At 44.7% G+C, this 12,388-nt stretch carries 16 protein-coding genes; all 16 read right to left on the bottom strand.

The window, feature by feature from the left end; genetic code table 11:
* Window positions 1-13: 13 nt before the first annotated feature.
* Complete coding sequence (locus T357_RS0104705; protein ID WP_031549267.1) at window positions 14-769, bottom strand: flagellar biosynthetic protein FliR; 756 nt, start codon at window positions 767-769, stop codon at window positions 14-16.
* Window position 770: 1 nt separating this feature from the next.
* The gene (locus tag T357_RS0104700; RefSeq protein ID WP_031549265.1) at window positions 771-1,037 is read right to left on the bottom strand and encodes a flagellar biosynthetic protein FliQ; all 267 of its coding nucleotides are present in this window, start codon (window positions 1,035-1,037) and stop codon (window positions 771-773) included.
* Window positions 1,038-1,176: 139 nt separating this feature from the next.
* On the bottom strand, window positions 1,177-1,833 hold the full coding sequence (gene fliP / locus T357_RS0104695) for a flagellar type III secretion system pore protein FliP (protein WP_029202089.1): 657 nt from the start codon (window positions 1,831-1,833) through the stop codon (window positions 1,177-1,179).
* Window positions 1,833-2,186: a FliO/MopB family protein gene (locus T357_RS0104690; RefSeq protein WP_155991236.1), complete on the bottom strand. Its 354-nt coding sequence runs from the start codon at window positions 2,184-2,186 to the stop codon at window positions 1,833-1,835. Before T357_RS0104690 ends, fliP begins: the two co-directional genes overlap by 1 nt.
* Before the next feature lie 5 nt (window positions 2,187-2,191).
* A complete protein-coding gene (fliN, locus tag T357_RS0104685; RefSeq protein WP_031549262.1) occupies window positions 2,192-3,700 on the bottom strand; it encodes a flagellar motor switch protein FliN in 1,509 nt (502 codons plus the stop codon).
* A 32-nt stretch (window positions 3,701-3,732) separates the two neighbouring features.
* On the bottom strand, window positions 3,733-4,185 hold the full coding sequence (gene flgC / locus T357_RS0104680) for a flagellar basal body rod protein FlgC (protein ID WP_031549260.1): 453 nt from the start codon (window positions 4,183-4,185) through the stop codon (window positions 3,733-3,735).
* 52 nt (window positions 4,186-4,237) lie between these two features.
* Window positions 4,238-4,606 carry a response regulator gene (locus T357_RS0104675; RefSeq protein ID WP_029202086.1) on the bottom strand — a complete coding sequence of 123 codons (369 nt, stop codon included), beginning with the start codon at window positions 4,604-4,606 and terminating at the stop codon, window positions 4,238-4,240.
* 61 nt (window positions 4,607-4,667) lie between these two features.
* On the bottom strand, window positions 4,668-5,768 hold the full coding sequence (locus T357_RS0104670; RefSeq protein ID WP_031549258.1) for a flagellar motor switch protein FliM: 1,101 nt from the start codon (window positions 5,766-5,768) through the stop codon (window positions 4,668-4,670).
* 75 nt (window positions 5,769-5,843) lie between these two features.
* Entirely contained in the window at window positions 5,844-6,881 is a 1,038-nt protein-coding gene (locus T357_RS0104665; RefSeq protein WP_049962272.1) for an OmpA/MotB family protein, read from the bottom strand.
* 3 nt (window positions 6,882-6,884) lie between these two features.
* Entirely contained in the window at window positions 6,885-7,685 is an 801-nt protein-coding gene (locus T357_RS0104660) for a motility protein A (RefSeq protein WP_031549254.1), read from the bottom strand.
* 30 nt (window positions 7,686-7,715) lie between these two features.
* Window positions 7,716-7,931: a flagellar FlbD family protein gene (locus T357_RS0104655; protein WP_031549252.1), complete on the bottom strand. Its 216-nt coding sequence runs from the start codon at window positions 7,929-7,931 to the stop codon at window positions 7,716-7,718.
* Between the two features lie 93 nt (window positions 7,932-8,024).
* Window positions 8,025-9,098, bottom strand: coding sequence for a flagellar hook-basal body complex protein (locus T357_RS0104650; RefSeq protein WP_031549250.1), 1,074 nt, complete (start codon window positions 9,096-9,098; stop codon window positions 8,025-8,027).
* Between the two features lie 156 nt (window positions 9,099-9,254).
* Window positions 9,255-9,650 (bottom strand): TIGR02530 family flagellar biosynthesis protein, encoded by a 396-nt coding sequence (locus T357_RS0104645; RefSeq protein ID WP_155991233.1) that lies wholly within the window; start codon window positions 9,648-9,650, stop codon window positions 9,255-9,257.
* Between the two features lie 72 nt (window positions 9,651-9,722).
* Window positions 9,723-10,214: a flagellar hook assembly protein FlgD gene (locus T357_RS0104640; protein WP_031549246.1), complete on the bottom strand. Its 492-nt coding sequence runs from the start codon at window positions 10,212-10,214 to the stop codon at window positions 9,723-9,725.
* 63 nt (window positions 10,215-10,277) lie between these two features.
* Window positions 10,278-11,813 (bottom strand): flagellar hook-length control protein FliK, encoded by a 1,536-nt coding sequence (locus tag T357_RS0104635; RefSeq protein WP_031549244.1) that lies wholly within the window; start codon window positions 11,811-11,813, stop codon window positions 10,278-10,280.
* 88 nt (window positions 11,814-11,901) lie between these two features.
* A complete protein-coding gene (locus T357_RS0104630; RefSeq protein ID WP_031549242.1) occupies window positions 11,902-12,354 on the bottom strand; it encodes a flagellar export protein FliJ in 453 nt (150 codons plus the stop codon).
* Window positions 12,355-12,388: the final 34 nt, after the last annotated feature.

Here is a 12,388-nt window from a genome sequence, read left to right as displayed (position 1 = left end):
TGATCCAAACCTGCTACCCGGCCAGGACTCTCACTATTTCATCAAGATGTGTAAACATACCCTCCATTATCCGGATGATCATTTCCGACATCGGGGTAAAAAGCACCAGAAGCATTACCATGCCGGCAATGATCTTTAACTGAAAGTTTACTGAGAAAATATTAAGCTGAGGATTGATCCTCATAAGAATTCCAAGGGATATCTCAGCCAAAAGCTCGATTGCAAGTATCGGAAATGCAATCTGTAGTCCAAGCACCATGCAGTCAAAAAACAGTTCAAACATGTATCTTGCTATGCCGAAATTCAGCTGCACCTGTCCAAATGGGATGTATTTCACTGAATTAAACAAAATACCGATATATCTTATATGTCCTCCGGAAGTGAAGAACACCATACTCATGAAAATAGCAAGAAGATTTGATGTAGGTGTTGACTGCTGATTTGACGCAGGGTCAAATACCTGTGCCATGTTGAGACCCATAACAAAGTCAATAACCGTACCTCCGAAACGAACAATGGCAAAGGTGAGATCCATTCCGAATCCTATACAGGCGCCTATGGCAAGCTCCTTAACCAGCAGCATTCCGTATTCAAGAAGAGTCTCCGGCTCCGTATAAAGAAGGCCCTCATTCCAGATGAACATCATGGCGGAAAGCATAAATACAAACATGCCCTTTATGGATGGTGAAAACTCATTTCTTGCAATCACATTATTGAAGGTGATGACTCCCGTAACACGCATTACTATGTAGCTGAAAAGAATGATCATGTCAGCCTCCGGAAGCTATCATATCTAGAATCTTCACAAAAAATTCCTGGATCTTTACAAGTATGGTACTTCCAAGAAGTGCCAGCACAATAAGAATGGATAAAAGCTTAGGCACAAATGTAAGGGTCTGCTCATTTATGGAAGTGGCAGCACTGAATATAGCCAGCACTACACCGACTATCATACTTATAAGTAAGAGCGGCAAAGCTATTTCCAGAGCCAGCATAAATGTCTCTCTCAATGTGTCAAGTGCAACTCCGGTGGTCATTATATATCTCCTCTATAGGCGAATGTTATTCGCCTTTATTTCTGACATTCAGATGCTAATCTGATTGGCTCCTGTATTTGTTTTTTGTCCGCTGCGATCCTGTCAGAAGGTGTCCGACGTGTCACTGTGAGCCTGTCGTCTATCTGAAACTCCTGATGATGGTAGAAAACATCAGTTCCCAACCATTCACAGATATAAAAAGCAAAAGTTTGAAAGGCATGGAAACCATGGCGGGTGGCAGCATTACCATACCCATGGCCATAAGAGTTGTGGAAACAACTATATCTATAAGAAGAAAGGGAAGATAGATGAGGAAACCTGCGGTGAAGCCTCTTTTAAGTTCCGATGTCATAAAAGCGGGGGTTATGATGGTAATGGGATAATCTCTTACATCGTCCTGAACCGCTACTTCAGCCATCTCCACAAATCTGTCGAGGGTTTCCTTTTCCGTATTTCTGAGCATGAATTCCTTGGCGGGAACCACCATACGTCTGATGCACTCTTCCTGGTTGATCCTTCCAGCTCTGTAAGGCTGATATGCCTGTTCGTTTATCTGGGCAATTGTGGGACTCATGATAAAGAGCGTAAGAAACAGGGCCATACCTGCTATGACCATGTTGGGCGGTGTCTGCTGAACACCCATTGCTGTTCTGGTAAAAGACAGGATAATAATTGTTCGAGTGAACGAAGTCATCATGACAACAATGGATGGCACCAGGGCCACCATTGTCAGCATAAATATCAAATCTAGGGTCGGAACGTTTCCGCCATTTAATCCGGTCAGTAAATCCCCCATTATTTACTGCTATCCTTTCCGTCTCTGAACTGCTTCCAATATCTGTTCAGATACTGAGAAAAATCGCCGGTCATATGAGGACCCGTACTCTCTTCCGACGAGAAATCGCCATCGAGCTCCGCGAGGATAGAAACCCCTTGAGAAGAGGAGCTCATAAGATAATGCTTTTCATTAATCTTAACGATCAGCAGCAGGCGATCCTGTCCAACTGCAAGCTGATCTATGACTTCCATATATTTTGCGGTTCCGTGGAACTGCCAGGTCTTACCTAAATATCTGCTGCAGACATAAGCCAGCAGCAGAATGATTACAAATACCAAAAATCCGGATAAGAGTGAAATAGTACTATGCATAGCTATCACAAACCTTCCGTACTTATTTCTTTATTAATGATCTCGGTGATACGGATACCAAAGTTATCTTCAACGACAACTATATCTCCACGGGCTATACACTCACCGTTTACATAGAGGTCTGCCTGTTCGCCGGCCATCTTATCAAGAACCACCAGGGAACCCTGTGTGAATTCAAGGATATCCTTGACAAGCTTCTTGGTCCTTCCTATCTCAACAGAGATATCCAGAGGAACCTTCATAAGCATCTCTCTGTTTTCTTCCTGCTCTTCACCCTCAACGGAATCAGCATATTCAGGTGAACTGAGAGACTGAACCTTGACACCGGGTCTCGGTTCTTTTCTAGCATTCTTTCTGTCTTCCTCTATGTCCTTTATAAGCTGCATCATCTGGGTCTGTGACTGCTGCATCTGGTTAAGAAGCTGCAAGGTCAGAGGATCAGGGGCCGCTGCTACACTCTGAACATACTGAGGTGCCGCTGCTGCCGGGGCAGGTATCGGCTGTGGTGCAGGTGCTGCCGGGGCAGGTGCAGGTGCAGGGGCCGGGGCAGGTGCGGGCGCCGGAGCTGCCGCTGCAGGCGCAGGTGCAGGTTCTGTCGAAGCTCCACCATGAAGAAGTGCATCTACTGCCGCCTGGTCTAAAGGTCCTGAGGATGCTGCCGGGGCCGGAGCAGGTTCTGACGCTCCTCCATGAAGAAGTGCATCCACTGCTGCCTGATCCAGCGGTCCTGATGATGCTGCCGGGGCCGGAGCAGGTTCTGACGCTCCTCCGTTAAGAAGCGCATCTACCGCTGCCTGATCCAAAGGTCCTGAGGAAGCAGTTGCTGCCGGTGCAGGCTCTGCTGCCTGCTCCTGAACTTCCGCTTCTGCTGCAGCATTATCCTCCTCGTCATCACCTCCATCGCTAAGCTCCAGACCAAACTGCTCAGCAAAGGGCTGAAGCAGTCGTCTCATAAGCGATACGGACATGATATTAAGGAATTCACTTTCCAGCTGTTTATCTTCTATTTCGAGAGTAAAGCGAACTACAACTTCTTCATTATCACCGGGGAAATATTTTTCTTTAAATTCTTTTTCGTTTGGAATTTCAAAAGATACGGGCGTAGAAATGTCCACAGTTGTTCCCAGGAACTCTGAAAGCGCTGTTGCGGAAGATCCCATCATCTGGTTCATGACTTCACGGATGGCAGATGCATTCATCTCATCCATCACAAACTCTTCCTCCGGAATGTCCATGCCCATCATCATGCTGACGATGACACGCACATCGTTCCGGCTGAACATCATGACATTTTTTCCGTCAAGACCTTTTACGTAGGAAATCTCAACGCCAATAGCGGGTTCAAGCTCCCTGAACTCGAACTCCGTTCTACTCTGTACCTTAACTATAGGCGTTGTAATATTGACCTTCGTACCGAGCATCGTTGATAATGCTGTTGCCGAAGAGCCAAGGCTGATATTCATTATCTCGCCTATGGCGTCCATTTCCATTTCATTAAAGCGACCAGCACCCATTCCTACTCTCCTTTACCCCTCAAAAATAGTAGTTAAGTCTTTATTTCAAGTGCCTTCTGTGCCATCGCCTTCATAGCATTAAGAGCAGTAACGTTCGCTTCATAAGATCTGGTAGCGGACATACTGTCTACTGTTTCCTTCAGTACATCAACATTGGGCATTTCCACATATCCATCCGCATCCGCATCGGGATGGGAAGGATTGTATACTCGTTTCATCTCACGGGTGTCAGTAATGATCTCCGAGACTCTGACTCCCGATCTTTGTTGTGCGCGAAAGCCTCTGCCTCGCTGGGCATTTCTGAATGCTTCAGCGAAAGATCCCTCTCCGTAGCTTTCAAACACAACATCCTTACGCTGATATGCGCCGCCTGATTCAGTGCGGGTCGTATCAACATTGGCTATATTCTCAGCAGCTATATCCATCCTGAGGCGCTGGGCGCTCATTCCGGAGGCTGCTATATCGAACGAACTCAAAAATGACATATCATTCCCTCTCTTCCTTAAAAGCACAAAGGAACATGTCGCTCCGGTTCATTTAAGCACCAAGAATATTCTTTACTGTAGAAGTGATTCTTTCTGCATTAAATGGCTTTACAACGAAATCCTTTGCACCGGACTTTATCGCATCAACAACCATTGATTCCTGACCCATTGCGGTACACATAACGATCTTTGCATCAGGATGAGCTTCTCTGATCTTCTTAAGAGCCTGAAGACCATCCATATTGGGCATGGTGATGTCCATGATAACAAGGTCAGGATTCTCCTCATCATACTTCTTTACTGCTTCGGCACCATCCTGTGCCTCAACATATTCACAATCAGCAAAGCCGCCCTTTGTAAGGGAATTCTTAACCATCATACGCATGAATGCAGCATCATCAACAAGCATAATCTTAGCCATACTTTTTTCTCCTAGCTTTTAATAAAATATACGTTATATATCATGAACTGTGAGAGAAGCATCAACCTGTCTTCTGCTCAACAGACTCACTCAAAAGATCCGCGATAATCTCCTCCGTGGGTTTATCCTTCCCGGTGGGCCTTATTCTGTCTTCAATACGTACCGCGATATTTTTCTTGTGGACACCCATGGTTCCCATGAACCAGGGCTGTCTGCCCACATAGAGCTTGACCTTACTTTTGGCGGATTTGTTCAAATCTATAACATCACCCACCTGCAAATGATAAATATCACTTATATCAAGCTTTATAACTCCAAGCTGACCTGTGATAGGGAACTTGGTATCCTTTATATGATTCATGATAACATCCGAATTGTTCTCGTAAGAGAAGCCTCTTGCGATATGCTTACGGTTATCAATAATCTTAAAGATATGCTCAAGCAATGTACCCGGTATACAAATCCTTATCTTCTCTGCAGCAATTCCGGAAACGTCTACATTGAGAACCAGGATAACAACTGTCTCATCAAGACCTATCTCCTGAGTCATGGAGGGGTTTTCCTCCACTCTCTGCATCTTGAAGTCAATGTTTATGTAATTGGAGAATCCATCGTCCATGGAATGGATAACATAGTCAAGCACCTTCTTGTAAAGTGCCATCTCCACGTCGGAATAACGATAGTTATCCTCTACACGAACAACCGAATCACCTCCACCCAGCATGTGATTTATAAGTGTGATGATAAGACCCGGTGTGCAATATATCATGAGAGGCACGTTACTCTTGCCCTTTTCGCTGATATAAGCATCAACTATGGTCATGCAGTCATTCTCATGGAACATGTTTACATACTCATAGTAACGGCTTTCTCTAAGCTCTATAACAGTTATATCCGTAAGAACACGGAATACACCGTTTACCTGAGATGTAAGGATTCTTGCATAGTTCTCATAAATACTTCTAAGGAGCTTGATCTTATCCTTTGTGAACTTACGAGGACTATAGAAATCATACTTATTAAAGTTTTCTTCTTCTTTCTTTTCCGGTTCCGCTGATGCTTTGGTTTCCTCAGCTTTTTCTTCTTTGGCTGAAGATCCGCCGCCACCGGACATTGATTTCAGAAGTTCATCAATCTGACTTTGGGATAATACGTCTGCCATATGTTAAACACCCCTCATTGTTTATCATACCAGGTTAACACACCTCTTTACACGGCAGGCGTATAATAAATAAAACTACGGTCCGGCCTGTAAAGCGGCATCCAGTGAAGTTAAATCCTTCACTGCGTTTGCTGCATAACTTTCTAAATCAGCCTGACCCGACACTCCCTCGGCGGATGAGGTAACAGACGATGTATCACTTCCTCCGGCAGGAGTCAGCATCACCGTATTTTCACTTATACCGGCAGACAATCCATCATCTGCCGTTGCTACGCTTTCACCGGTTGTAATGATAGTGGTGTCAGCGTTAATGCCTTCATTCAGTTCCTTATAATACTCATCCAGATCCTTGACATCACCGTCCTTATCTATGATCAGTATCTCAACCCTTCGATTGGCAGCTCTTCCTTCAGGTGTGGAATTGTCCTCAAGAGGTCTGAACTGCCCGTATCCGATGCTTACCAGCTTATCCGGATCCAGGAATTCTTTATTTTGTATGTAGATACAGACCTCTGCTGCTCTCATGGCGCTAAGCATACGGTCGTTTCTTGCATTGTTTATCTTACTCGGATCAGCCTGTGCGGTATGACCCATTACATTAAGCTGTGATATCAATTCATTATCTTTGCTTATTGTATCACATAATATGTCCAGTGTCTTCTGTCCCTGTTCAGATAATACAGAACTGTCACCGGCAAAAAAAGCTTTATCCTTAAAAACCACGAAGGTGTAGTCCTCACCCCGGGTTACGGTTACCCCTTCGATACCGGCCTCATTGAGTTTCTGGGCTATCTGAAGATAAATCTCCGACAGATCCGACTTCTCCAGAAGGTTCTCCTCAATCTCGGGGTTTCCCACTATACCCTCCGGCGGCACCCCTTCTTCCACAACCTGGGCATTGACAAGAGCAGTATCCTCTTTTTCCTGAGCAGCTCTCTCACTAGGGGTTTTGCCATCCGGATAGATACTTCTTACGAAGAGATCCCATTTCTGGCTGTCAACACTTGACATGGAGTACAAAAGAACGAAAAAGCACAGAAGCAAGGTTACGAGGTCACCATACGTGTCCATCCAGCTTCCGCCTTCGTCACCTCCTCCGCCTTTCTTTTTCATCTGTTATTTACCTCCTCCGTCTGCCTTCTTAAGCAGCTTGGTCTGCTGTCCTCTCTGCAATGATGCAAGAAGATGTTCTCTGATATACTTGGGGTTCTCACCTGACTGAATGGATATAACGCCTTCAATAACCGTAGAACAGTAAAGAACCTCTTCTCCTTCTCTTACCGCAAGCTTCTGTGCGATAGGATGGAATATAACGTTTGCAAGGGCAGAACCGTAGAATGTTGTGATCATGGCAACACCCATGTCCTGTCCGAGGGTACTTGCACCTCCGGATCCGGAAAGATCCATACCTCTAAGCATGTTTACAAGTCCAACCAGTGTACCGATCATTCCAAAAGCCGGTGCCAGGGCTGAACCCTTAACATACATACCTCTTGCCTCATCATGACGGGTCATCATATCTTCAACCTGTCTCTCAAGAACAAATCTTACTTTATCGGGATCGTTTGCATCCACGATCATAAGTACCGCCGATTTGAAAAACGGCTCCTTTATCTCTCCTGCCTTTTCTTCCAGTGCCAGAAGTCCGCTCTGTCTTGCTATCATGGCGAGGTCCACAAGCTGCTCTACAGTTTTCGGAACATCATACTTCTTCGGGCCTCTGAGACAGGTTCCGATATGCTTCGGAATATCCTTCAGCATTCTGAAAGGATAACAAGCTATCAGACAGGCTATGGTACCACCAACAACGATGACCAGAGACGGTATATCAACGAAGTTTCCAAGTTTTTCGAAAGTGATACCGTTGACGATAAGCGCTGCCGCTATAATCCAACCGATTATAAGAGTTAAATCCATCTAGCTAAGCCTCCTGTAACCCCTCTTATCTTATAATTTCTCACCCGGAACATCCACACCCCTGAAGATCACTACCTCATGCAGAAATCCTATAATCTGAGCTTCGATGTCCTCCAATGTATTTTTAACCAGATAATAATCTCCCGTGGTAAGCTTCACCTTGGTTTCAGGTATCTTTTCGATCGACAGTATCTGGAGGTAATTTACGTACAGTGGTTCACCGTTTAATCGGATGAGTTCGATCATAAAATAGTATTCCTTCTCAATTTATCGGCTATAGCGGCGTTATATATAACGCCGCTATCAAGATTTTTATGCATTTTAAGAGATATTATAAGTTTATCTCTTCATATTTACAAGTTCCTGCAGAATTTCGTCAGAAACCGTAATAACTTTGGAATTTGCCTGGAAACCTCTCTGAGAGGTGATCATATCGGTAAATTCCTTTGCGAGATCAACATTGGAGTTCTCAAGGTAGCCTGCCATAAGGGTAGGTGTGGCACCAACACCCGGCTCGGTTGCTGTAACATCACCGGTATTGTCGCTTGATGCTGTTGTGAAGGTATTGTTTCCGGCCTTCATGAGACCCTCCTGGTTCTGGAAGGAAGCGATGGCAACCTTACCGATAACTATGGAAATTTCTTTGGTGATCTTACCGGCAGTGCCGCTTGTCTGAACCTCCTGTTCAACTATCGCCTTGACAATTCCGTCATTTCCTATCTCAATACTTTTTATCGGAATCGAAGGAAGCCCTTGAAACATCGCAGCTGTTGTGGTAACAGGGTCACCGTTTGTCGGATTAACAACATTGGTACCTGCCACAGGAGCTCTCAGCGGAACCAGCTGTTTATTATAACCGGTTTCTGGCATTCCATAAGTCTTCGCATCCGTAAAAGAATCCGGTCTGTATCCATATACGAAATTTCCGTTGGAATCCACTATCATACCGTTACTGTCCACATTGAACTGACCGACTCTTGTATAATTAAAACCGGTTGTTTTCATTATATTTGTTGTCTCTTTAACAGCATCCGTAGTGTTCTCCTGATTTATTTTTATTCCGGCCACGATATTCTGCGGGCTTGTAATGAAAAAACCGGAGCCGTTTATGGAAGCATTAAAACCACCGATATAGGAAGGTGTTGAAGATGTGAAATCTGTTGCTATACTTCCTGTAAGTGATCCGTAACCATACTGGGCGGCATTAGTACCACCGGTCAAAGCTGCAGTTTTATCAGTTGTTGTAGTTCCCTGTGCGGAAGCATTGGTTGTATGATACAAAGTATCCTTAAATGAATAGCTCTGAGCCTTGAAGCCAAAGGTGTTTACATTGGCTATATTGTTAGATAATACATCAAGCTTTCCCTGGTGTGCTCTTAATCCAGCAACTGCTGCATCCATTGCTCTTAACATAATTCTAAATCCTTTCTATACCCGGAACAGGTTTTGCGGCATCCAAACCGCGTAGTCACTGTTCACCTTATTCATCCTGATAAGTTTTAGATAGATAAGTGCAGCCCCGGAGCCGTCACTTCGGGACGGACTCCCGGCATCCTGAAAAGGTCCTGCCTACATAAAAACCGCACTGTCTATATTTGTAAGTGTTTTGTTTCTCATATCGTCCTCCGCCATGGTGGTCACCACAACATTGTTGGGAACATTTACTATGAAAATCCCCTGACGACCGATAACCGCTACATCCTTTGCGCCTTTCTTCTTCGCCTCCGAAACCGCATTCCTGAGATCATCCATAAGACCGTCATTCATCTCTATGTTTCTCTCCTCGAGACGCCTCACTGCGTGCTTGCTGAAGCTTAAATCTTCCTTTGCCTCTTTCTGTAGTTTCGTCAATTGTTCCTGAAAGGAAGTACCGGTATCATTTGTTTTGACTGCTTCAGTTCTGTTTTTTGTGAGATTACTGTATTCTACTGACTGCAGTCTCCTTGAAGTAAGATCAAAATCCATAACTTTCCTTTCTTCAATATTCTGTTTTATCTATCCGGTCGGTCCCGGCTTTCTTGAAAATATTGTTTAAACCTATCCGGTTGATCCCGGCTCTAAAGCAGAACTTCCTGAAGAACTACCGTTACTGATGCTTGCGATATCCGAGATCTTGTAATCTGTCGTATCACCCTTAAGCCTTATGATAGGTTCGTCATCCGTAAGATGTACAGATTCCACAATTCCTGTTTTGGTTGTGGTGGACTGCCCGGATCCGGCTTCACCTTCCACAAGAACCGTTACCTCTTTACCGATCATCCCAACCGAGTAGCTCTGCTGAGCAAATGCTATCTGGCTGTCAACGGATTTTGTCATGGAGGAAAGTGACTGCACCATGGCCATCTGGGACATCTGCGCCAGAAGCTCACTGTTGTCCATGGGATTGGTCATATCCTGGCTTGAAAGCTGCGCTGCCAGAAGCTTAAAGTAACTGGTTATGGACAGTGTGTTCTTATCATTGGATTCTACGGAATAGCTTCCGGTGTTGTACGGACTGGTACTTCCGGATACTCCCGATACATCTGCCATATATTTCTCCTTTCTGATTCATAACTTCATGAATCGGCTTTAATGAGTGTTGTTAAGTCACCATTACACAAGTCCAAGCCTCATCTGATGAAGAAATGCTGTGCTGTTTGTCTCATCAGCTCTTGACTGCTTCTCATTCTGACGTGACTTCTGCTGTTCTCTGTTCTCGTTTGACTCTCTTCCTTCAGCCATGTCATGCTTTGTGTTGCTCTGCTGTGTATTTGGTACAAATACGCTGGTTTCCTGTCCGGTCTTCTGCTGAATGATATTCGCCATCTGAGGAGCACTCTGGGTAAGCATTTCAAGGGTCTTACTGTTTGTAGCACTGATGGATACCGCTGCATGTCCGCTGTCATAATTTACATTGATGGTGATCTTACCAAGATTTTCAGGATCAAGCTCGATAGTAAGCTGACCGTTCTTTGAGGGGAATCTTGATGAAACAAGATTTGTAAGGTCATCTGTAAGTGTTGACTCCGATGTACGCATCATCATGGTCTCGTTTGTGCCCACCGGTAATTCCTGCTGTGTAGTTACTTTCTGAGTCTGGGTTGCAAATCCTACCGGGACTGCTGCTGTAGGATCAGAATCATCTTCTGTCTCTGTATTTGCTTTAGTCTTTGAAGTATTGGAGCCAACCTCGGTTTTTTCTGTTTTTGCCATAGTGCTGTCACCGGGTCTTCCTGTAGGTCCGTTGGTGTCCGTAGAAGGTTGTCCGCTTGGAGAACTTCCGCTTTCTGATACGATACGTCCCTGACCTTCAAGGCTCTTAAGTATCTCCTCAGGACTCTTACCTGTGTCATCAACGTTCCCTTTTCTGTTATCTGCTATAGAATTATTTATCCTAGTGTCATCACCAACGTTCTCGGTTTTGGCATCTGTGACAGCCGAACCGTTTCTTTCAGTCTCAAGTACTGCCTTGTTTGCGGCTTCCGTATCTTCTCCGTTTCTTTCAGTCACTGTAACTGAATTTCCATCCTCTACCGGAACGGAATTCTGAAGTACCGGCACAGGTCCTGAAGTATCGTCTGAAACCTTTGTCTGAGCTGTTACCGAAGGTGCTTTAGCCTCTGTCACAAGTCTCTCGGTAACAAGTTCTACTCCGGCATTACCGTTAGGAGTGATCCTGTCGGCTTCCAGGGAACTTACCAGTGCACTAAGAGCAGCTGTGTCATCCTCTTCTGCAAGCTCGACTCCGGTATTTACGTCAGATACGATCCTGTCTGCCTCCATGGCACTTACAAGAGCCTGAAGAGCTGCTATATCCTCCTCTGTCCTTGCCTTCATCTCATCGGAATTATCTGTTTCCCGAGTCTCCTTAGCTGTCTGTTTTGTTGTTTCCTTAGTTGTCTGTTTTGTTGTTTGTTTGGCTGTAGCCTTGACCGTATCGTCCTTTCCTTTTGAGGGACCGTTCTGTGTCTTGTTTCCCGCATTGGTTTTGGTGTTCCGGTAGTCTGCTCCGCTCTTTTCAGAGATCAGGGCTGAAAAATCAATTCCGCCTGTTCCGGATGAGCTGTTATCAGAACTATAGCCGGATCCGCCCGGACCAAAGGTCACTGTTCCCGCAGAACCTGAAAAATAGTTACTAACAAGTTCCAAATTTTGCCTCCTTTCTTATAATAGAATAATATGGTTTAAATATATGTAATCCATGCATTGCATGAGGATCACCTTTTACTCTGCGTTGTCAGGCCGATCTCCCGATGGAATTCGCCTGGTTGGATACAAACTCATCGATGAAAGCTTCCTGATCCTTCTGCTCCTGAGCCTTATAGATCATCTGCTTCTTTTCCTTAAGCTTTACAAACTTATTGACATCGATGTTTGCTGCCACAACCTCATCCTTTTTCTTATCGGCATTAGCCTGCAAAATCTTAAGTGCTTCTTTTTCCATCTCAACCTGTTTATCAAGATTGTCGATCATTGATGAATACATAAGGAACTTTTCTATGGCTGCCCCGGTCTTTTTAACCTCATCAAATTCAACCGTAAGGGCGTCTGCCTTGGCTCTTAAGTTCTGGATCTCAAGTTTCTTCTCTTCCACAAACTTCATTCTTACAGCATATTGTTCCTTGAGATCATCAAGTATCCTCTGTTTATACTCAAGCACTGACTGAAGATTGTATTGAAACTTTTTCATTGTTACTGCCTTTTTTCCTTTCTCCCTTTATCTT

Source organism: Oribacterium sp. FC2011, from assembly GCF_000701645.1.
GTDB lineage: Bacteria > Bacillota > Clostridia > Lachnospirales > Lachnospiraceae > Oribacterium.
The sequence above is the reverse complement of the archived record's forward strand: the minus strand, read 5'-3'. Positions and strand labels throughout refer to the sequence as shown.